Below are 21,127 nucleotides of genomic sequence, written 5' to 3' on the forward strand. Positions count from 1 at the left end.
TCAGCGCCGCCGCCGGCGCCATGCGATCAGGCCGCCGGCCAGCAGCAACAGCAACGGCAGCACGACCAGGAAACCGATGCTCAGCGCATTCAACTCGGCCTGCGAGATTTCCAGCAGCCGGTCCGGCGCACCGCGCGGCGGCAGCTCGACCAGCTTGTCGTCGCCCAGCAGCCAGTCGAACACGCGCTCGCCCAGCGCGCGGTTGCCGCCGTTGCCGAGGAAGGTGTTTGAGAGGAAATCGCCGTCGCCGATCACCACCGCGCGCTGCTCGCTCTTGTCCGGGCTGGGCGACAGCCGGCTCAGCGCGAAGCCGAAGTCCAGCGGCCCCTTCAGCTCGCCGGCGTCGGCGTCGTAGCGGATGTCCGAGGGCTTGCTGTTGTCGATCGGCTGGAACTCGGTCCAGCTCTGCGTGCCGGAGCGCAGGAACGGCTTGACCGCCCAATCGCCCTGGCTCAGCTGGGCCAGCGCGGAGGCCTGCGGGAACAGCGTGGTCAGCGTGAAGCCGCGCGTGATTGCCTGCGGCGGGTAGCTGCCCAGCGCGATCAGGCGCGGGTCGCCCACGCCCAGCGCGGCGCCGGAACCGTCGACCAGCACGCCCGGCAGCACGCGCACGCCGAACGCGGCGGCCAGCGGCGCGAGGCCGAGGTCGTCGTTGGACGGCTCGCTCAGCCACAACAGGTTGCCGCCGTTCTGCACGTAGGCAACCAGTGCCTGCACCGCGGCCGGCGGCAGCGCGAGGCTCGGGCTGGCCAGCACCACCAGGTCGGTGTGCTCGGGCACCGCGGTCACTTGCGCGAAATTCAGCGGCACCGCGCGCATGCCGCGCGCTTCCAACTGGGTGATGAAGGTGCCGAGGTCGGCGTTGGCCTGGCCGTCGGCGCGCCGTTCGCCGTCGCCGGTGACGAAGGCCACGATGCGGTCGCTGCCGCGCAGCAGGCGTTCCAGCGCATTGGTGAGGCTGCGTTCGGACAGCTCGTCCAGCCGTTGCTCGCGGTCCTTGTAGTGCAGGATCAGCGCGCCGTCGACGGTGATGCCCAGCTCGCGCATCTTCGCCGGGTCCAGTTGCGGGTCGACGAAGCGCAGCGTGAGGTCGCTCTTTACCGCCTGGTAGCGCTGCAGGAAACCGGCCACGGTCTGGCGCAGGTTGCCCTGCGGGTTCGCGTAGCTGACGATTTCCACCGGGCCGTCGAATCTGGCCAGCACCGCGCGGCTTTCCGCCGACAGGCTGGTGCGACCGTTCGCGGTCCAGTCGGCCTGGTGCGCGTAGCGCGTGCTGAGGTAGCCGATAGCCGCGGCCGCGAGTATCAGCAGCAGCGCGAACAACCAGCCGTCCAGACGTCTGAACAGTGCGCCCATCAGTTGCGCTCCTTGTCGGCCGCCAGCCGGCGCGTGGCCAGGGCCAGCGCCAGCACGATCAGCAGCGCGAACCAGACGAGGTCGGCGCTGGAGACCAGTCCGCGCAGCAGCGGCTGCAGGTGCGTGCTCATCGCCAGCCAGTTGATCGCGCCGCCGTTGACGCCGGCCAGCTGCGCGCCCAGGTTCACGCTCCACAGCGCCAGCGCGATCACCAGCGCGGCGGCGGCGGCCAGCGCCGGATGCGAGGCGAAACTCGAGCAGGCCACGCCGATCGCGGCCAGCGCGGCCAGCATCAGCGCCAGGCCCAGCGTGGCGGCGGCCAGCTTGCCCCAGTCGAAGTGCGTGGCGTGCATCAGCGCCAGCGGCATCGCCAGGGTCAGCGCCAGCCACAGCAGCAGCCAGCCCAGCACCGCCAGGTACTTGCCCAGCACGATGCGCCAGGCCGGCACGCCGGCGGCGAACAGCAGCGGCAGGGTGCCGTTGCGGCGTTCGCCGGCGAGCGTCGACATGCTGAGCAGCGGCACCACCAGGAATGCCAGCTGGGCCAGTTGGGCCAGCAGCGGCACGCCGACCAGGTCGGTGAAGCCGGGCCCGTCCGGCAGCGCGGCGCGCTGGATCTGGCCGGCCAGGAAGCTGCCCAGCAGCAGGGTGAAGTTCCATGCCAGCCAGGCCAGGGTCAGCGCCGCCAGTACCCAGGCCAGCGGACGCACCAGCAGCCGGCGCCATTCCAGTCGCGTCACGGCGACGGTGTTCGCGAAAGCGTGGCTCATGCGGCGCGTGCCGGTGCGGTGCTGCCGTTCATCGCGATCCCGAAAAAGGTTTTCTCCAGCGCGGCATGGTCGTCGGCGCGCACCGGGCCGTCGTGGCGCAGCGCGCCCTCGTGCAGGATCGCCACGCGGTCGCACACCGCGGTGACCTCGGCCAGCAGGTGGGTGGACAGGATCACCGCGGTGCCGGCCGCGGCCTGCTCGCGGATCAACGCGCGCAGCGCGGCGACCTGCACCGGGTCGAGCGCGTTGGCCGGTTCGTCCAGCACCAGCAGGGCGGGGCGATGCAGCAGCGCGCAGGCCAGGCCGAGGCGCTGGCGCTGGCCCTGCGACAGCACGCCGGCCACGCGTCGGGCCAGCGGTTGCAGTTCCAGCCTCTGGATGATCGCGGTGCGCGCCGTGCGCAACGCGGCGCCGTGCAGTCCGCGCAGGCGGCCGTGCGCGTCGAGATGCTCCTCGACGCTGAGCTCGGCCCACACCGGCGCGCGTTCCGGCAGCCAGCCGATCCGCGTGCGTGCCGTTTCCGGGTGTTCCAGGAAATCCTCGCCGTTCAGCTCGATGCCGCCGCTGTCGGGGCGCAGCGCGCCGGCAATCATCGACAAGGTGGTCGACTTGCCGGCGCCGTTCACGCCGAGCAGGCCCAGCACCTGGCCGCTTTGCAGCTCCAGGCTGAGATCCTGCACGGCGGGGCGGCCGGCGCGGCGACGGCTGAGCCGGCGCAGGCGCAGGACGACAGGGGGTGAATCGGCAGGCGGCGAGGTCATTGCGTGATTGTCACGGCGCCCCCATCGTTAAACAACAGGCGCGCGCCACGGACGCGGATAACGTCACCTTAGCGTTCCGCTCTTGACCGGCTGCTATGATTCGTGGTTCGCCGTGCTGGCGGGTATGGAAACCCACAATTTACACTGTCTCCATCCCTCACCCGGTGCTTTCCATGCTCGACGCTGTATTCGATTTCCTGATCAACGGCCTCACCGGCGCAAGCTGGGGCCAGATGCTGGTCTACATGCTGGTCGTGACCCAGCTCACCATCTTCACGGTGACGCTGTACCTGCATCGCAGCCAGACCCATCGCGGCGTGGATTTCCACCCGGCGCTGGCGCACTTCTTCCGTTTCTGGGGCTGGCTGACCACTGGCATGGTCACCCGCGAATGGGTGGCGGTGCATCGCAAGCACCACGCCAAGGTCGAGACGGCGGAAGACCCGCACAGCCCGATGATCTACGGCATCAAGAAGGTGTTCTGGGACGGCGTCTCGCTGTACCGCGACGCCTGCGCGTCGAAACAGGACATGGAACAGTACGGCCGCGGCACGCCCGACGACTGGGTCGAGCACAAGCTCTACGGTGCGCACCCGTATTGGGGGCCGACCCTGATGCTGCTGATCGACCTGGCCCTGTTCGGCGTGATCGGTGCCTTGCTGTGGGCGGTGCAGATGGTGTGGATCCCGTTCTGGGCCGCCGGTTTCGTCAACGGCATCGGCCACTGGTGGGGTTACCGCAACTTCGAGAGCGCCGACACCGCGACCAACCTGGTCCCGTGGGGTTTCTGGATCGGTGGTGAAGAGTTGCACAACAATCATCACGCGTTCCCCAGCTCGGCCAAGTTCGCGCTGCGCAAGTGGGAGTTCGACATCGGCTGGGCGGCGATCTGCGGTCTGCGCGCGGTGGGCCTGGCCAAGGTGCTGCGCGTGGCGCCGTCGCTCGATGTACGTCCGAACGTGCGCCTGCCCGACGCCGACACGCTGAAGGCGGTGCTCACCCACCGCTTCCAGGCGATGACCGACTACTACCGCGGCGTGATCCTGCCGACCATCAGCGACGAGGCACAGCATGCCGGCGAGAGCCTCAAGTCGATGCCGCGGCGCATGCGCCGTGCGCTGGCCGACGGCGGACGCTGGCTGGACAACGAGGGTCGCGAGCGCATGCAGGCCGTGCTGGCCAGGCGCCCGACGCTGAGGACCGTGTGCGATTTCCGCAACCGCCTCGCCGCCTTGATGGAGCAGCGCGGCGCCGAGCAGGCGCTGAAGGGCCTGCAGCAGTGGATCGTCGAGGCCGAGCAGAGCGGCATCCGCGCGCTGCAGGAGTTCGCGCAGCGGCTCAAGGGCTACAGCGTCGCGACAGCCTGATTCGTCCGGCGGCACAACGGTTCGACAAAACCCGCCTTCGTGGCGGGTTTTGTTTATTTGGGTCTGCGGGGAGGCTCGAATAATCTCCGAACTTCGTCATTCCGGCGAAGGCCGGAGGAGCTTTTCAACAGCGAAGCTGGTCATCCATCGGGCCTTGCGCAAGGCCACATGGACGACGGGTTTGCCGCGGCGCGTCGGCCGCGCCATCCATCCGAGCAAAAGAAAACCCGCCACGAGGGCGGGTTTTCCTGGAGGCATCAGTATCGCTGTTGCGGATGCAGTGGCAAGAGCAAGAGCGATCCCTGCCTTCGCAGGGATGACGTTCTGACAGAGCCGCCCGCGCGCAGCGCGGGCGGGTCAGAACGTCACTTGATCTTGCCTTCCTTGTAGATCACGTGCTTGCGCACGACCGGATCGTACTTCTTGAACTCGAACTTTTCCGGCGTGTTCTTCTTGTTCTTCTGCGTGGTGTAGAAGTGGCCGGTGCCGGCCGAGGAGATCATGCGGATCTTGTCTTGCGATTTGTTAGCCATGGCTCAATCCTCAGACCTTTTCGCCGCGGGCGCGCATCTCGGCAATCACGGCCTCGATGCCATTCTTGTCGATCGTGCGCAGGGCGTTGTTGGAAACGCGCAGCTTGATCCAGCGGTTCTCGCTGGGCACCCAGAAACGACGCTCATGCAGGTTGGGCAACCAGCGGCGACGGGTCCGGTTGTTGGCGTGCGAGACGTTGTTGCCGCTCTGCACACCCTTGCCGGTGACTTGACATACACGGGCCATGACGACCTCCGTAATTTGGTTTACTGACACCCGTTGGCCAGGGTGTGATCGGCCCAGCGGCGCCATGCGCCACGCGATGCTGGAGTTGTCGCAACGCGTGATCGTGAGGTCCGTACCGCGTGGCGGACCGCCCGGAAACACCGGGTCGACAGAGGCGAGCCGCGTATTCTCGCAGAAAAACAAGGTCGTGCGCAATCTTCCGGGCTCGCGTCGGCGTCTGCCGGCGTGCGCGCTGCGGGGATGTATGGAACAATCAGTCTCTTTTGTACACACGACCCAGACCCGAGGAACCCCCGATGGCACAAGAGATCACCAACGACCAGGCCAACGGCCAGGCCAGTCAGCCGCAGCTGGTGATGCAGAAGATCTACGTGAAGGACGTCTCCTTCGAGGCGCCGAACGCGCCGCAGATCTTCCAGGAGATCGGCGACAGCGAGCAGCCGCAGGTACAGCTGAACCTGGGCCAGAAGGCCACCGACCTCGGCAACGACCTGTACGAAGTGGTGCTCAGCCTCACCCTGACCTGCACCATCGGCCAGCGCACCGCCTACCTGGCCGAGGTGGAACAGGCCGGCCTGTTCGGCATCGCCGGTTTCAGCGAGACGGATCATGCCGGCATCATCGGCAGCTACTGCCCGAACCTGCTGTTCCCGTATGCGCGCCAGGTGATCTCCTCGCTGGTGCTGGAGGGCGGCTTCCCGCCGTTCCTGCTGCAGCCAATCAACTTCGACGCGCTGTTCGCCGAGCAGCAGCGTCGCATGATGGGTGGCGACGACGCCCCGGCCACGCTCAACAGCTGAGCCGTGTCCATGGCTGAAAACCCGAAGCTGACCATCCTCGGGGCCGGCTCCTGGGGCACCGCGCTGGCGGCGCTGACCGCGCGCAACGGCGTGCCGACCACGCTGTGGGGGCGCGACCGCGCGGCGCTGGCGGCGATGGCGGCCAGCCGTCGCAACCAGCGCTACCTGCCGGACATCGAGCTGCCGGCCGAGCTGGCCTACGAGGCCGAGCTGGCCACGGCCGTGCGCGGCGCCGGCATCGTGCTGATCGTGGTGCCCAGCCACGCGTTCGCCGCGATGCTCGACGAGATCGCGCCGCTGCTCGACGCCGGCACCGCGATCGCGTGGGCGACCAAGGGCTTCGAACCGGGCACCGGTCGCTTCCTGCACGAGCTGGTCGCCGAGCGGCTGCCCGGTCGCGCCGCGGCGGTGGTCACCGGCCCGTCGTTCGCCAGGGAAGTTGCCGCCGGCCTGCCCAGCGCGGTCACCGTGCATTCGGACGACGCGGCGTTCGCGCAGCAACTGGCCGGCTTGCTGCACGCGCCGAACCTGCGCGCATATTCCGGCGGCGACGTGCTCGGCGCCGAACTCGGCGGGGCGATGAAGAACGTGCTGGCGGTCGCCACCGGCATCGCCGACGGCATGCAGCTTGGCCTGAACGCCCGTGCCGGCCTGATCACCCGCGGCATGAACGAGATGCTGCGCCTGGGCGTGGCGCTGGGCGCGCGGCCGGAAACGCTGATCGGCCTGTCCGGCCTGGGCGACCTGGTGCTGACCTGCACCGGCGACCTCTCGCGCAACCGCCGGCTCGGCCTGGCGCTGGGCCAGGGCGTGGCGATCGACGAGGCGGTGCGCCGGATCGGCCAGGTGGTGGAAAGCATCCTGACTGCCGACGAAGTGACGCGGCTGGCCGACAAGCACGGCCTGGACCTGCCGATCAGCGCCGGCGTGCGCGCGGTGCTGCACGGCGAGGTCACCCCGGTGGACGGGCTCAAGGCGCTGATGGCGCGCGAGCAGAAACCGGAATACCCGCACGGCCTGTTCGGCACCGACTGATCCGGCGGCGCGCCGCCCGCGCCTTCGGCGGTCGCATCGTGCCCCTGCGCTGCTAAGCTCAATGTTTTGGTCGTCGCCACGGACCGCATGCGCATGCAGCAACCGGACGGGAAACAGCACGCCGCCGCCACGCCTTCCGGCGAGGACGAGGCCCTGCCGCAGGCATGGCGGCGATTGCTGGCGGCGCCGAAGCCGGCAGTGGCCGACGAGCACGGCGTGCTCGGTTTCTTCCTGGAAGTGATGCCGGAGGAAGGCGCCGCCTTCGCCCGGCTGGACGTGGCGCCGGTGCTGCTGGCGGTGGCCGAGCACGGCCGCTACGCGCGGCCGGTGCCGCTGGACAGCCGGCACCTGGCGCAGTCGCCGCTGCCGCCGCACGAGCAGCGCCTGGCCGCGACCATGCTGGGTCTGCCGCAGAGCGTGCGCAAGGGCCGCAGCTACGCGCGCCTCGGTGGCCACGTCGGCGACACCCTGCTGGCCGAGATCCTGGACACTGCGCCATGTTTCCTCGGCGGCCTGGCCGGGCTGCGGCTGTCGCGCGGCAAGTCGCACCCGCTCAACTGGCACTGGCAACTGGAGCCGGACGGCAGCCAGCGCCTGCTGCCGGTGCTGCCGCACAGCCAGCGCCTGCTGCGCATCGACGGGCTGTGGTGCCTCGATGCCGAGCGCGCCACGGTGGGCCGCTTCGACGCGGCGGTCGAGGAAACACGCTGGCTGGAGTTGCCGCCGCTGAAGCACGAGCACGGCCGCCGCCTGCGCAACCGCCTGGCCGGCAGTCGGCTGGCCACGCGGGTGCCGTTGCCGCTGGTGTTCGATGAAGTGCGTCGCTCGGCGCTGGCGCCCAAACCGGTGCTGACCCTGCACGCACTGACCCGCCACGTGCGGCTGGCCGCCGGCACGCCGCCGCTGGGCTATGCGCGGCTGGCCTTCGACTACGCCGGCGAACGCCTGCCCGCCCGTGGCGGCGAGCCGCTGGTGCGGCGCGTGCGCAACGGGCAGCTGGTCGAGATCACCCGCCGCCGCGCCGAGGAACTCAGCGCGATGGAGCAGCTCGAGCGCGCCGGACTCACCCCCGGCGTGGATACCGAAGGCCTGCCGTGGGACGTGGCCGAAACCCTGCCCGACGACGCCTGGCTGTTTCCCGGCACCGGCTACGCCGGTGCGCTGGAGGTCAACACGCCGGCACGCTGGCTGGCGCTGCGGCCGAAACTCGAGGCGGAGAATTTCCAGGTCGAGTACGCGCCGAGCTTCCCGTTCGAAGTGCTGGAAGGCCCGGTGCACTGGTACGGCCAGGCGGTGGAAGATGCCGACGACCATGCCTTCGACCTGGAGATCGGCATCGAGCTGGATGGCGAGCGGCACAACCTGCTGCCCGCCGTGGCGCAGGCGCTGGCCGAGCACCAGTTGAACTTGCGTCCGGCACCGAACGAGCCGGAAGACGCCGTGTGGTACGCGCCGGTCGATGCGCGCCGGCGCGTGCCGGTGCGCCTGAAGGAACTGCGCGGGCTGCTGGCGCCGCTGGCCGAGTACCTGGAGAAGCCGCGCCAGAAGCTGCATCTGCCGCGGGTCCAGGCCGGCCGGCTGGAAGAACTCGTCGCGGCGATGCCCGGCGGCAGCACGCTGGAGGCGGCCGAACCGCTGCTCGGTTTCGCTGCGCGCCTGCGCGACGCCGCCGAGCGTGCCAGCGACGCGGTGCCCGACGGGCTCACCGTGGAGCTGCGGCCGTACCAGCGCGAGGGCCTGCGCTGGCTGAACGCGTTGGCCGAGGCCGGCGTCGGCGGCGTGCTCGCCGACGACATGGGCCTGGGCAAGACGCTGCAGCTGATCACCCATCTGCTGTCGCTGAAACAGGGCGGCGCGCTGACCCAGCCTGCGCTGATCGTGGTGCCGACCAGCCTGATCCCGAACTGGCAGTCCGAGATCGCCCGCTTCGCGCCGATGCTGCACGTCTTGACCCTGCACGGGCCGCAGCGCGCCGAGGAGTTTGCCCAGCTCGGCGCGCAGGACATCGTGCTGACCAGCTACGCGCTGTTGCCGCGCGACGTGGTCGCGCTGCGCAAGCAGCCGTTCGCGCTGATCGTGCTGGATGAGGCGCAGCAGGTGAAGAACCCGCGCACGCAGGCGCGCCGCGCCCTGCTCAGCCTGCGCACGCCGCGCTACGTCTGCCTCACCGGCACGCCGCTGGAGAATCACCTTGGCGAGCTGTGGTCGCAGGTCGATCTGGCGGTGCCCGGCCTGCTCGGCGACGAGAGCGCGTTCCGCCGCTTCTACCGCATCCCGATCGAGAAGCAGCACGACGAGGAATGCCAGCAGCGGCTGAACCTGCGCATCGCGCCGTTCATTCTGCGCCGGAGCAAGGCGCAGGTGGCGAAGGAGCTGCCGCCGAAGACCGAGATCACCCGCCGCGTGGTGCTGGAAGGGCGGCAGCGCGATCTCTACGAAGGCCTGCGCCTGTCGCTGGCGGAGGAACTGCGCGAGGTGATCGCGCAGCGCGGCATCGCGCACTCCGGCATCGTGGTGCTGGACGCGTTGCTCAAGCTGCGCCAGGTCTGCTGCGACCCGCGGCTGGTGAAACTCGAAGCCGCGCGCGGCGTGCACGAGTCGGCCAAGTTCGAGTTGCTGATGGACATGCTGCCGGCGCTGCTCGACGAGGGCCGCAAGGTGCTGCTGTTCTCGCAGTTCACCGGCATGCTGAAACTGATCGCCGCCGAGCTCGACCGCCGGCGCATCCGCTACGTCACCCTGACCGGCGACACCCGCGACCGCGCCGAGCCGGTGCAGCGTTTCCAGAACGGCGAGGTGCCGCTGTTCCTGCTCTCGCTGAAGGCCGGCGGCGTGGGCCTGAACCTCACCGCGGCGGACACCGTGATCCACTACGACCCGTGGTGGAACCCCGCCGCCGAGGCGCAGGCCAGCGACCGTGCGCACCGCATCGGCCAGGACAAGCCGGTGTTCGTGTTCCGCCTGATCACCTCGGGCACGGTGGAAGAGCGCATCGAGCAGCTGAAGGAGCGCAAGGCCGAACTGGCCGCCGCCGTGCTCGAAGGCGGCGGCAGCCGCGAGAAGCTCAGTTTCGACGAAGGCGACCTGGACACCCTGCTGGCGCCGGGCTGATCTCGCGTCACGACGACGGCGGCAACCGCGTGCGCAGCAGCGCGTCCACCGATTGCTGCCATTCCGGCGAGCCGGGCTTGGACTGCGGCGCTTCCTGGCCCAGCTTGTCCTGTACCGCCTGGTTCCATGCGTCCGAGCCGCGGGCCGGGCCGTGGCCGTCGTCGATGTGCAGCGACTGATCGACCCATGCGTACCATTCGGCCGAGCCGAGCACGGCGTTCGTCGATGCGGGCCGGCTGCCGTCCGATGGCGGCGCCGGCGAGGGCGCGCACGCGGCGAGCAGCAGGGCAAGCGGCAGGCTGGCGACGAGGCGGCGCATGGGTGGCTCCTTGATCGACTGCCGCCGAGCCTACCGCGGGCTCGTGCGCGGGTGATTAATTTTTCATGACGCCTGGCGGCATTGTTCAACGCGGCCGCTCAATCGCGTGCGGCGACCTCGTCGATGTGCCGCAGCAGATCGGCCGGATCGCCGTACACGCGGAACGCGCCGGACTGCTGCAGCTCGGCGTGGCCGTAGCCTCCCGAGAGCAGGCCCACGCCGAGCGCGCGGGCGCGCTGCGCGGCGAGCATGTCCCACACGCTGTCGCCGATCACCAGCGACTGCTGGATGTCCACGCCGAGCCGTGCGGCGGCGGCAAGGAACAGGTCCGGGTCGGGCTTGGCGTGGCGCACCTGGTCGCGCGTCACCACCGGCACCTTCGACGGGTCGACGCCGAGCGTCTGCAGGTTGGGCACGGCGGTCTCCATCCGTCCGCTGGTGGCGATCGCCCATGGAATCTGCTGTTCGGTGAGGTAGTCCAGCAACGCGCGCGCGCCGGGCAGCGGCTGCACCGAGCCCTGCGCGTGCTGGCGGTTGAACGCCTCGGCATGCCACTGGCGCAGGCGGTCGAGGCGCTCGGCGGTGATTTCCAGTCCGGTCTCGCGCAGCAGGATGTTGGCGAACAGGCCGCCGCTCATGCCGATCTTGCGGTGGATGCGCCACACCGACAGTTCCACGCCTTCGCGATCGAGCGCCTCCTTCCACGCCAGCACGTGCTGGTAGACGCTGTCGATCAGGGTGCCGTCGAGGTCGAACAGGAAGGCGGTGTCGTGGCGGGGCATGGGTTTCTCCGTGGGCAGGTCAGCGCAGCAGGTCGATCTTGCGCAAGCCGCGCCGGATCGCGTCGAGGTTGCCGCCGGGCGGCCAGCCGACCACGGTGTCGACGACCGTGCCGTGGTCGAGGAAGTAGAACACCGGGGTCTCGACGCGCTCGACCATCGGCAGCGCAGCGTTGTCGTAGGCGATGCCGAGCCGCAGTGCAGGATGCGCCTCGTTCCACTCGCGCACGGCATCGAACGCGGTGACCTCGCTGGGCGGAGCCACCCATTGCCCGTACTCGCGGAACAGGTCGCGCAGCAGCGGATCGGCCTCGATGTCGCGCGCGGCGTTCGCGGAGAAATGGCAGCCGGTCGAGGCCAGCACGATCACCTGTGCCGGCGCGCGGAGGTTGAAGCGGAAGCGCACCAGTTCGCGCGTGCGTGTGCCCGGCGTGACCACCCACAGGCTGGGCTGGCCGTTGCGGATGCGGCTGAACGTGTGCATCGACGGCGGCGGGCTGCGCTGGATGTCGGGGTGGGCGGCCAGCAGCGTGCGCGCCTCGTCGTCGCGGTGCGCGACGAGCAACGCGTCGTAGAGATCGCTGGCGTGCGGACGGTCGACACGCCGGCGGCGCTCCAGTTCGGCGAAATCGCGGCGCAGGTCGGCGAGGTAGTCCGGTCGGCCGGTGGTCTGGAAGGCCAGCGCCGCCGCGCGGAACAGGAGCTCCGCGTCGCGGTCGCCGAGCGCGGGCCGTTGCGCGTCGGTCTGTGCCGGCGCGAAATCCGCGGCGTAGCTGCGCGCGATGGCCTGCGCCGGTGCGGCGGCGTGCTCCGCGGCGGCCAGCAGGCGGTCGTAGGCGGCTTCCAGCGTGCCTGCCGCGTCGTCGTGCGTGGCCGCGCGCGGCGCGCTCAGCGCATCCAGGTCGATGGCGTAGTCTTGCGCGCCGAACAGGCGCAGCAGGGTATAGGCCTGCCCGCGGGTGAGTTCGTAGCGCAGGTCGGCGAGACGCATGCCGCCCAGGCCGTGCTCGCGGTACACCAGGGTGTCGAGGAAGCGGCGCCGGGCGCCGGGCGTCAGCCAGTTCAGCGGCGAGTTTTCAGGCGGCGTATCGCGCACATAGGCATCCAGCGCCGTGCGCGAGGTGATCGGCGTGGCCGGGATGGCCAGTGCCGCGTTGCGGGTGACGCCGGTATCCTGCGCCGGCGCGGCGAGCGGCAGCGCCAGCAGGCACGGCAGCCACAGCAGGCGGGCGACGGTGGCGCAGGGCATACGCATTCCTCGCATGGCCTCGGCAGGATACGCGCCGGCCCGCGGGCTAACGCGGCGGCAGCAGCGTGCGCCCCGACTCCAGCACCGCCAGCGCCGCCGCGCCGAGCAGGCCCGGCTCCGGGTTCATGATCGCCTGGGTCGGCACCTTTTCCATGATGTCGCGGAAGCGGCCCTTGGCCTCGAAGCGCTCGCGGAAGCGGCCGCGTTCCAGCCACGGCAGCAGGATCGGGATCAGGCCGCCGGTGAGGTAGACGCCGTTCCAGGCGCCGAGCGTGAGCACCAGGTCGCCGGCGACGCTGCCGAAGATGCCGGCGAAGGTTTCCACCGTGCGCGTGCACAGCGAGCAGCTGCCGTCCTTCGCACGGGCCGTGATGTCCTCGGGCTTGAGCGCCTCGGGCTGCGCGCCGACCATGTGGCAGATCGCGTCGTACAGGTTCACCAGGCCCTGGCCGCAGATCAGCCGCTCGTTGGAGACGCGGCCGTACTTGTGGTTGAGGTAGTCGAGGATGGCGATGTCCTCCGGCGTGTGCGCGGCGAAGCCGGCGTGGCCGCCCTCGGTCTGCAGCACGCTGCAGTGGCCGCCGCGCACCAGCAGGCCGCCGACGCCCAGGCCGGTGCCCGGACCGACCACGGCGAAGGTCTGCTCCGCCTCGGCGCCCACCACCGGGCGCGGCACCGTGCCCACGTCGACCAGGTCGTCGCCCTGCAGCAAGGTCACCGCCATGCTCTGCGCGGCGAAGTCGTTGACCAGGTGCACGTACTCCAGGTCCAGCGCGGCGGCGGTCTGCTGCGCCGAGATCGCCCACGGGTTGTTGGTGACCTTCACCGTCTCGCCGTCGACGATGCGCCCGGCCGCGGCCACGATGGCGCGGCTTACCTTGAGGCCGGTGTCGGCCAGGTACTGCTGCGCGGTCGCCACCAGCGAATCGTGCTCGGCCACGCGGTAGCGCCGGATGCTGTCGGCCAGCAAAGGCTGGTCGCGCGAAGGATCGGCCACCCCGAAGCGGACGTTGGTGCCGCCGAGATCGACGAGCAGGGTGGGGGCGTGGCTGGGCTGGCTCATGGAACTTCCTGGCGGCGTGAAGCGCCAAGCCTGCCGGCGTCACGGCAGTTAGTCCAGTGTTTTGCCGGCCGCACGGCGTAAAATCCCCCGCAGACCGTTCCGCGAGACCCCGCCATGAGCTTCCCTGCCACCCGCATGCGGCGCATGCGCCGCGACGCCTTCTCCCGCGCGCTGATGCGCGAGCACACCCTGCTGCCGAGTGACCTGATCATGGTCGCGTTCGTGATCGAGGGCGAGGGCCGGCGCGAGGCGGTGCCGTCGATGCCGGGGGTGGAGCGGCTGTCCATCGACGGCTTACTGGCGCTGGCTGGCGAATGCGTGCGGCTGGGCATCCCCGCGCTGGCGCTGTTCCCCTCGCCCGGCGCCGACGTGAAGTCGCTCGACGCCAGCGAGGCGTGGAACCCGGACAACCTGATGCATCGCGCCACCCGCGCGTTGAAGGCGAAGTACCCGGAGCTGGGCCTGATCGGCGACGTGGCGCTCGACCCGTACACCACCCACGGCCAGGACGGCCTGATCGACGAGCACGGCTACGTGATGAACGAGCCCACCGTCGAGGCACTGATCAGGATGTCGCTGGCCCAGGCCGAGGCGGGCATGGATTTCGTGGCGCCGTCGGACATGATGGACGGCCGCATCGGCGCGATCCGCGAAGCGCTGGAAGAAGCCGGCCTCATCCACACCCGCATCCTCGCCTACTCGGCGAAATACGCCTCCGCGTTCTACGGCCCGTTCCGCGACGCGGTCGGTTCGTCGGTGAACCTCGGCAAGGGCAACAAGCACACCTACCAGATGGACGTGGGCAACAGTGACGAGGCGCTGCGCGAAGTCGAGCTGGACCTGCTCGAAGGCGCCGACGCGGTGATGGTGAAACCCGGCCTGCCGTATCTCGACGTGCTGCGCCGGGTGAAGGACACCTTCGGCGCGCCGACCTTCGTGTACCAGGTGTCGGGTGAATACGCGATGCTGAAGGCCGCGTCGCAGAACGGCTGGCTGGACGAGAAGGCGGTAGTGCTGGAGGCGCTCACCGCGATGAAGCGGGCGGGGGCGGATGCGATTCTTACCTACTACGCGATTGACGCGGCGCGGTGGTTGCGCGACGGGAAGTAGGTGTGGCCAGTTTGCAATGTCTGCTTTCGATGGCGAACCTTTCCAGCCAGCCAACGCTGGGGTCAGACAGAGTTGATCGATACAATTTGAAAACTAGCTAGCAAGGCTTCGCATTCAGTTATCGCGGTTTGACTTATCCGCACCGTTGCTACTACCAATCGATACGCAGGGGACGTGTCATGCGCGCTATGAATCTCATCTATTGTCTTCTTCTACTTGCGACCTCGGTCGCCTTCAACTCGGTGCAGGCGTCGGATACTTCGTCGGCGGCGCAAGGCACGACAATTTCTCCTCCGCGGGGTCTTGTGTCAGTGGCAAAAAGTCCTGCCGCAACGGCCAGTTTTTCGAATGCCGCAAGTAACCATGCCCTTCGATTTGTGGATGCTTACCTGGCACTCTCCGATATCAACAAGATAGAGAAAGGGGAGCGACCAGAGAAGCGCCACTATGCCGTTGTTCTTCAACCCACAGATGACAAACTTCGTTTCGCTAGTCCCGACACATTTGCAGCCTTGGTGGGAGACATGCGCAAGAGCTTCTTCGGCCCTGCGGAAATATGGCACGCCAATGCCTATATGAAGGCCAAGGGGGAAGACAGTAAATTGGTTGATACAAACGGCGATCGCATCTTGGTGGACGAGACCAACTGCTTTGCCATTGTGACGAGGGGGAGATACGAGATCGATGGTAACTCAAAGTTACCGCCCATGAGCCTTGGTGTTGCATACATTCGCATTAGGGGACAACTCTTTGTTGTAAAGATATTTGCAAAAGGGGATGTGCCAGAGGAAGCGGAGTGGCTCACCAATGAAATTCCCGTCTGGCTTCGCTCACTCGTGGTAAGAAACTGAATACTTGAATGTGGAGTGATATCGAGGTCAGGCTCAGTTTCTGCGGTAAGCCAATGTACGTTGTAGAGGCAAAAGCTCTCGTCCTCCTGCGGAGGCCGAGTCACTTCCTCTTTGCGTGCTCAAAGAGAAAGTAACCAAAGAGAAAGAGCGCCCCGCTTGGCGCTTGCCGGGCTCCTGCCCGGCAAGTCCGTGAGCCGGGGCCAGGCTTATCGAACGGGCATCCTGCCCGTGCGAAAAGGCATCGGCATCCCTGCCGATGCCCGCTGCGCGGCCTGTCGACCCCGACTCACCGCCGCACAAGGGACCCCGGTAGAGCAGCGGGCCATCGTGGCCCGCACTCGGTGGAAAGCTGAAAAGCAACAGCAACGCATCGCTCTGCTATTGCCTTGCTCTTGATCTGGCTCTTCTAAAAAGTGCGGGCCACGATGGCCCGCTGCTCTACCCGGGTCCCCTCTGAAGCGGCGGGCGGGTGGAGGAAAAGCCCGCAGGGTGGTTCGCATGGATGCGAACCAGTTTGGCGTCAGGGCAGGATGCCCTGTCGACAAACCCCGTAACACGACCGCGAACCTTGCGGGCAGGAGGCCCGCAAGGCGCGCAAGCGGGGTGGCCTTCTCTTTTGGTTACTTTTCTCTTGGCCACGCAAGAGAAAAGTGACTCGGTCGCCGAAGGCGATCGACCGCTCTGCTCTCAAGCTTTCGCGCTGGCGCGATACCATTGTCATCTCCGACCGCAACCCGAGCCCGGAATCCATGACACCCACGCGTCTTGAAATCACCCGCCCCGACGACTGGCACCTGCACCTTCGCGACGGCGATGCGCTGGCCTCGGTGATCGCCCACACCGCGCAGCGTTTTGCGCGCGCCATCGTGATGCCGAACCTGAAGCCGCCGGTGACGACGGTGGCGCAGGCCGAGGACTATCGCCGGAGGATTCTGGCGAGCCTGCCGGCGGGCGCACGCTTCCGGCCGCTGATGACGCTGTATCTCACCGAGAACACGCCGGTCGAGGAAATCGCCCGCGCCAAGGCAAGCGACAGCGTGTTTGCGGTGAAGTACTACCCGGCCGGCGCCACCACCAATTCCGACTCGGGCGTGCGCGAGCTGTCGCGCGTGCATGCGGTGCTCGAAGCGATGCAGAAGCACGAACTGCCGCTGCTCCTGCACGGTGAGGTCACCGATCCGGATGTCGACATCTTCGATCGCGAACGCGTCTTCATCGAACGCTACCTGCTGCCGCTGCAGGCGCGGTTCCCGGCCTTGCGCATGGTGCTGGAGCACATCACCACGCGCGACGCGGTGGAGTTCGTCCGCGGCGCCCCGGCCAACGTGGCGGCCACGATCACCGCGCATCACCTGCTGCTCAACCGCAACGCGTTGTTCGCTGGTGGCATCCGCCCGCACAACTACTGCGCGCCGATCCTCAAGCGCGAGACGCACCGCGTTGCGTTGCTGCAGGCAGCCACCAGCGGCGACGCGCACTTCTTCCTCGGCACGGACAGCGCGCCGCATCCGCGCGAAGCGAAGGAGACGGCGTGTGGCTGCGCGGGGCTGTATACCGCGCATGCGGCGCTCGAGCTGTACGCCGAGGCGTTCGAGCAGGCGGGCCGACTGGATCGGCTGGAAGCGTTCGCCAGTTTCCATGGCGCCGACTTCTACCGGTTGCCACGGAACCGGGAACGCATCGCGCTCGAGCGCACGCCATGGATGGTGCCGGACCTATACCCGCTGGCCGGGTCCACCTGCACGCCGATGCGCGCCGGCGAGTCGGTAGCGTGGTCGTTGGTGGAAACGACCACGCCCTGACCGTCCTCAGTAGGCGAACTCGCGGAACACCGGATCGACGCTGCCGTGCCACGGGCCGTGGAACAGCTCCAGCTTGCGTTCGGCCGGGGTCTGGTTGGCCTGCACGATCTCGACCAGCGGTTCGAGGAAGACGCTCTCGTCGGCGCCGTGGCGGTTGAGGCGGGCGCGGCGTTTCAGGCCATGGCCGGCGATCTTCAGCGCTTCCTCGGCGAGATCGCGCACGCTGCCGCCGCGGAACGGCAGCTTCAGCGCGTGCTTCGGCACGCCGTCGCGCAGCGCGTGGCGTTCCTCGCGGCTGAAGTCCTTGACCAGGTCCCATGCCGCGTCCAGTGCCTGCTGGTCGTAGAGCAGGCCGACCCAGAACGCGGGCAGCGCGCACAGCCGGTTCCACGGGCCGCCATCGGCGCCGCGCATCTCCAGGTACTGTTTCAGGCGCACCTCGGGGAAGGCGGTGGTGAGGTGGTCGGCGAAGTCCTTCATGGTCGCGTGCACGCCCGGCAGCGTGGGCAGCTCGCCGGCGAGGAAGCGCTTGAAGTCCTGTCCGGCCAGGTCGATGTAGCGGCCGTCCTGATAGCTGAAGTACATCGGCACGTCGAGGATGTAGTCGACGTAGCGCTCGTAGCCGAAGCCGTCGGCGAACACGAAGTCGAGCATGCCGGTGCGGTCCCGGTCGGTGTCGGTCCAGATCTGCGAGCGGTAGGACAAATAGCCGTTCGGACGTCCCTCGGTGAACGGCGAGTCGGCGAACAACGCGGTGGCGATCGGCTGCAGCGCGAGGCTGGTGCGGAACTTCTTCACCATGTCCGCTTCGGAGGAGAAATCCAGATTCACCTGCACGGTGCAGGTGCGCGTCATCATGTCCAGGCCGAGCGAGCCGACCTTGGGCATGTACTCGCGCATGATCTTGTAGCGGCCTTTCGGCATCCATGGCATCTCGTCGCGGCGCCACTTCGGCTGGAAGCCCATGCCGAGGAAGCCCAGCCCCATGCCGTCGGCGACCGAGCGCACTTCCTCCAGGTGCGAGTTCACCTCGCAGCAGGTCTGGTGGATGGTTTCCAGCGGCGCGCCGGACAGTTCCAGCTGGCCGGCCGGCTCCAGCGTGATGTTGGCCTTGTCGCGGGATAGCGCCACCGGGGTCTCGCCCTCGCGGGCAATGTCCCAGCCGTAGCGCGTGGCGATGCCTTCGAGCAGGGCGCGGATGCCGCGCTCACCCTCGAATGGCGGCGGCATCAGGTCGTCGGTGCGGAAGCCGAACTTCTCGTGCTCGGTGCCGATGCGCCAGGCCTCGCGCGGCTTCTCGCCGGCGGCGAGGTAATCGGCAAGTTGCTGGCGGCCCTGGATCGGGGTGCTCTTGACGGCACTGGGTATGGACACGGGCGAAGCCTCGCTGGGGGAGCCGACACTATGGGGGCGGCACAAGGCGACGAAAAGGGGTGTCGTGGGATGCGGGGTCGGAGCCGCATTGGAGCAGCATCGCCCGGGTGCCGCCTTGAGCTGGATCAGACGGGCACGGGAGGGAAAACGGCGGCCTGTGGCCGCCGTTCCAGTACCGGGCGGAATCGCCGCGTCCCGCGATTCCCGATTCCCGCCTGTCAGCGCTTCATCGAATTGAAGAACTCGTCGTTGGACTTGGTGTTCTTCATCTTGTCGAGCATGAACTCCATCGCGGCCAGCTCGTCCATCGGGTGCAGCAGTTTGCGCAGGATCCAGATCTTGGCCAGCATGTCCGGGTCGATCAGCAGATCCTCGCGGCGGGTGCCGGAGCGGTTGATGTCGATCGCCGGGTAGACGCGCTTCTCGGAGATGCGGCGGGACAGGTGCACTTCCATGTTGCCGGTGCCCTTGAACTCCTCGTAGATCACCTCGTCCATCTTGCTGCCGGTTTCGGTCAGCGCGGTGGCGATGATGGTCAGCGAACCGCCTTCTTCCACGTTGCGGGCGGCGCCGAAGAAGCGCTTCGGGCGCTGCAGCGCGTTCGCGTCGACACCACCGGTGAGCACCTTGCCGGAGCTCGGGATCACGGTGTTGTAAGCACGCGCCAGGCGGGTGATCGAGTCGAGCAGGATGATCACGTCCTTCTTGTGCTCGACCAGGCGCTTGGCGCGCTCGATCACCATCTCGGCGACCTGCACGTGGCGCACGGCCGGTTCGTCGAAGGTCGATGAAATGACTTCGGCGCGCACGGTGCGGGCGATCTCAGTGACTTCCTCCGGGCGCTCGTCGATCAGCAGCATGATCAGGTGCGCTTCGGGATGGTTGTACTGGATGGCCTGCGCGATGTTCTGCAGCATCATCGTCTTGCCGGACTTCGGCTGCGAGACGATCAGGCCGCGCTGGCCCTTGCCGATCGGCGCGATCAAATCGAGGATGCGGCCGGTGATGTCCTCGCTCGACCCGTTGCCGCGCTCCAGCTTGTACGCCTTGCGCGGGAACAGCGGGGTGAGGTTCTCGAACAGCATCTTGTTCTTCGACGCCTCCGGCGGATCGCCGTTGATGTCGTCGACGCGCAGCATGGCGAAGTAGCGCTCGCCTTCCTTCGGGTGGCGCACGCGGCCGGTGATGTAGTCGCCGGTGCGCAGGTTGAAGCGGCGGATCTGGCTGGGGCTGACGTAGATGTCGTCGGGGCCGGCCAGGTAGGACTCGTCGGCCGAGCGCAGGAAGCCGAAACCGTCCTGCAGGATTTCCAGCACGCCCTCGGCCCAGATGCCGCCGCCGGAGCGGGCGTGCGCCTTGAGCACGTTGAAGATCACGTCCTGCTTGCGCGCGCGGGCGACGCCTTCGTACACGCCCAGCGACTCGGCGAATTCCAGCAGCTGCGGCGCCTTCATGCGCTTCAGCTCGGTGAGGTTGATCACCCGATCGTTGCTGCCCGGGTCGGCGTTGTCGTCGTCCACCGGCAGGCCGTTCGGGTTCGGCCGCGGATGCTGCGGGCGCCCCTGCTGCTGGTTCGGGTTGCCGCCGCGTTCGTTGCGCCGGCGGCGGCCGCGACCCTCGCGACCTTCGCGGCCGCCGTTGTTCTGGCTGCCGTTCGGGTTCTGGCCCTGGTTCGGATTCTGCGGCTGGCCGGGGTTCTGGCCGGCCGGCGAGTCCTGGTTCTGGTTCTGCCCGGTCGGTGCGGCGAAGTCGCGCGGCTCCGGCGCGGGGCGCGTGATGGCCGGTTCCGCCGGCATGGCCGGCAGGCTGGCCTGCACCGGCACGGCTGCCGGCGTCGCCGGGGCGGGCGTCGGTGCGACCGGCCTGTCGGCCACGGCGGCCTTCTCGGCGTTCGCCGCCGCGGTCGCGGCGGCCGTGCGGCGCGGCGCGCGGGGGCGCGGCTCGGGCTTGTTTTCGGCCACGGCGCGGGCGTCGGCGCCCGGGGCGTCGTTCGGGGTTCTGTTTTCGGTATCGGACACGGGCAATCCTCGCGGGGCGCCGTTGAATTGCAGGAGGGAGGGTGTGCGTCGCGCGGCAGGCGCAAGGGGACAGGACTGTCCCGACGGACGCGATGAATCTAGCACCCGCCGCGTGCCGGCGTAAAGCCTCGCCAACCTGCCGGACGGGGCCGGGCAGGCGGTGGGCAGCGGGTGTGCAACGAAGGGGTCAGATGGCCTTGTCGATCATCTGGGTCAGCTGGCCCTTGCTGACGGCACCGATCTGGGTCGCCTCGACCTTGCCGTTCTTGAACACCATCAGGGTCGGGATGCCGCGCACGCCATAGGCGCGCGGGGTCTGCTGGTTCTGGTCGATGTTCACCTTCACCACGCGCAGCTTGCCCTGATACTGCTGTGCCAGCTCGTCCAGCATCGGCGCGATGGCCTTGCACGGGCCGCACCATTCCGCCCAGAAATCCAGCAACACCGGGGTTTCGGATTTGAGCACCTGCTCGTCGAAGGCGTCGTCGTTCACATGGGTAATCAGGTCGCTCACCGGGATCTCCGTGGCTGGGGGGGCCAGAACTGGCAGGTGGAAAACAATGGGGTGGCCGGGGCCGAAAA

19 protein-coding genes are annotated in these 21,127 nt (G+C 68.4%); 7 read left to right on the forward strand and 12 right to left on the reverse strand.

Annotated elements, in window-relative coordinates; all coding sequences use genetic code 11:
* The 3 genes from RHOOR92_RS0113335 to RHOOR92_RS0113345 are packed head-to-tail and all read right to left on the reverse strand — an operon-like array spanning nt 1 to nt 2,887.
* On the reverse strand, nt 1-1,356 hold the full coding sequence (locus tag RHOOR92_RS0113335; RefSeq protein ID WP_027490478.1) for a GldG family protein: 1,356 nt from the start codon (nt 1,354-1,356) through the stop codon (nt 1-3).
* Nucleotides 1,356-2,126: an ABC transporter permease gene (locus RHOOR92_RS0113340; protein ID WP_007513762.1), complete on the reverse strand. Its 771-nt coding sequence runs from the start codon at nt 2,124-2,126 to the stop codon at nt 1,356-1,358. Before RHOOR92_RS0113340 ends, RHOOR92_RS0113335 begins: the two co-directional genes overlap by 1 nt.
* On the reverse strand, nt 2,123-2,887 hold the full coding sequence (locus RHOOR92_RS0113345; protein ID WP_007513763.1) for an ABC transporter ATP-binding protein: 765 nt from the start codon (nt 2,885-2,887) through the stop codon (nt 2,123-2,125). Before RHOOR92_RS0113345 ends, RHOOR92_RS0113340 begins: the two co-directional genes overlap by 4 nt.
* 173 nt (nt 2,888-3,060) lie before the next feature.
* On the opposite strand from RHOOR92_RS0113345, the gene RHOOR92_RS0113350 reads away from it, so the two are divergent.
* A complete protein-coding gene (locus RHOOR92_RS0113350; RefSeq protein WP_007513764.1) occupies nt 3,061-4,254 on the forward strand; it encodes a fatty acid desaturase in 1,194 nt (397 codons plus the stop codon).
* 365 nt (nt 4,255-4,619) lie between these two features.
* On the opposite strand, the gene rpmG is transcribed toward RHOOR92_RS0113350, so the two are convergent.
* Nucleotides 4,620-4,787, reverse strand: coding sequence for a 50S ribosomal protein L33 (gene rpmG, locus RHOOR92_RS0113355; protein ID WP_007513765.1), 168 nt, complete (start codon nt 4,785-4,787; stop codon nt 4,620-4,622).
* 10 nt (nt 4,788-4,797) lie between these two features.
* Nucleotides 4,798-5,034, reverse strand: a complete 237-nt coding sequence (gene rpmB / locus RHOOR92_RS0113360) for a 50S ribosomal protein L28 (protein WP_007513766.1) — start codon at nt 5,032-5,034, stop codon at nt 4,798-4,800.
* Between the two features lie 296 nt (nt 5,035-5,330).
* On the opposite strand from rpmB, the gene secB reads away from it, so the two are divergent.
* From secB to RHOOR92_RS0113375, 3 genes are all read left to right on the forward strand, one after another.
* Nucleotides 5,331-5,834: a protein-export chaperone SecB gene (secB, locus tag RHOOR92_RS0113365; RefSeq protein WP_007513767.1), complete on the forward strand. Its 504-nt coding sequence runs from the start codon at nt 5,331-5,333 to the stop codon at nt 5,832-5,834.
* A gap of 9 nt (nt 5,835-5,843) precedes the next feature.
* Nucleotides 5,844-6,869: an NAD(P)H-dependent glycerol-3-phosphate dehydrogenase gene (locus RHOOR92_RS0113370; RefSeq protein ID WP_007513768.1), complete on the forward strand. Its 1,026-nt coding sequence runs from the start codon at nt 5,844-5,846 to the stop codon at nt 6,867-6,869.
* A 93-nt stretch (nt 6,870-6,962) separates the two neighbouring features.
* Entirely contained in the window at nt 6,963-9,980 is a 3,018-nt protein-coding gene (locus RHOOR92_RS0113375; protein ID WP_027490479.1) for a DEAD/DEAH box helicase, read from the forward strand.
* A 7-nt stretch (nt 9,981-9,987) separates the two neighbouring features.
* On the opposite strand, the gene RHOOR92_RS0113380 is transcribed toward RHOOR92_RS0113375, so the two are convergent.
* The 4 genes from RHOOR92_RS0113380 to glk form a co-directional block, all read right to left on the reverse strand.
* Nucleotides 9,988-10,299 (reverse strand): hypothetical protein, encoded by a 312-nt coding sequence (locus RHOOR92_RS0113380; RefSeq protein ID WP_015448894.1) that lies wholly within the window; start codon nt 10,297-10,299, stop codon nt 9,988-9,990.
* Nucleotides 10,300-10,397: 98 nt separating this feature from the next.
* Nucleotides 10,398-11,081, reverse strand: a complete 684-nt coding sequence (locus RHOOR92_RS0113385; protein WP_027490480.1) for an HAD family hydrolase — start codon at nt 11,079-11,081, stop codon at nt 10,398-10,400.
* A gap of 19 nt (nt 11,082-11,100) precedes the next feature.
* Complete coding sequence (locus tag RHOOR92_RS0113390; RefSeq protein ID WP_007513772.1) at nt 11,101-12,327, reverse strand: hypothetical protein; 1,227 nt, start codon at nt 12,325-12,327, stop codon at nt 11,101-11,103.
* 46 nt (nt 12,328-12,373) lie between these two features.
* Complete coding sequence (gene glk / locus RHOOR92_RS0113395; RefSeq protein WP_027490481.1) at nt 12,374-13,390, reverse strand: glucokinase; 1,017 nt, start codon at nt 13,388-13,390, stop codon at nt 12,374-12,376.
* 114 nt (nt 13,391-13,504) lie between these two features.
* Here glk and hemB point away from each other — a divergent pair, with 114 nt between their 5' ends.
* The 3 genes from hemB to pyrC all read left to right on the forward strand — a co-directional run bounded on the left by hemB (nt 13,505) and on the right by pyrC (nt 17,153).
* A complete protein-coding gene (hemB, locus tag RHOOR92_RS0113400; protein ID WP_015448890.1) occupies nt 13,505-14,500 on the forward strand; it encodes a porphobilinogen synthase in 996 nt (331 codons plus the stop codon).
* A 188-nt stretch (nt 14,501-14,688) separates the two neighbouring features.
* Nucleotides 14,689-15,351 carry a hypothetical protein gene (locus RHOOR92_RS19715; protein WP_155950252.1) on the forward strand — a complete coding sequence of 221 codons (663 nt, stop codon included), beginning with the start codon at nt 14,689-14,691 and terminating at the stop codon, nt 15,349-15,351.
* A gap of 749 nt (nt 15,352-16,100) precedes the next feature.
* The gene (gene pyrC, locus RHOOR92_RS0113405; protein ID WP_015448888.1) at nt 16,101-17,153 is read left to right on the forward strand and encodes a dihydroorotase; all 1,053 of its coding nucleotides are present in this window, start codon (nt 16,101-16,103) and stop codon (nt 17,151-17,153) included.
* A gap of 6 nt (nt 17,154-17,159) precedes the next feature.
* On the opposite strand, the gene RHOOR92_RS0113410 is transcribed toward pyrC, so the two are convergent.
* The 3 genes from RHOOR92_RS0113410 to trxA all read right to left on the reverse strand — a co-directional run bounded on the left by RHOOR92_RS0113410 (nt 17,160) and on the right by trxA (nt 21,059).
* On the reverse strand, nt 17,160-18,527 hold the full coding sequence (locus RHOOR92_RS0113410; RefSeq protein WP_015448887.1) for a glutamate--cysteine ligase: 1,368 nt from the start codon (nt 18,525-18,527) through the stop codon (nt 17,160-17,162).
* A gap of 218 nt (nt 18,528-18,745) precedes the next feature.
* Nucleotides 18,746-20,545, reverse strand: a complete 1,800-nt coding sequence (gene rho / locus RHOOR92_RS0113415) for a transcription termination factor Rho (protein ID WP_027490482.1) — start codon at nt 20,543-20,545, stop codon at nt 18,746-18,748.
* A 187-nt stretch (nt 20,546-20,732) separates the two neighbouring features.
* Nucleotides 20,733-21,059, reverse strand: coding sequence for a thioredoxin TrxA (trxA, locus tag RHOOR92_RS0113420; protein WP_007515050.1), 327 nt, complete (start codon nt 21,057-21,059; stop codon nt 20,733-20,735).
* Nucleotides 21,060-21,127: the final 68 nt, after the last annotated feature.

This window comes from Rhodanobacter sp. OR92 (genome assembly GCF_000427545.1).
In the GTDB taxonomy this organism is placed as follows: Bacteria; Pseudomonadota; Gammaproteobacteria; order Xanthomonadales; family Rhodanobacteraceae; genus Rhodanobacter; species Rhodanobacter denitrificans.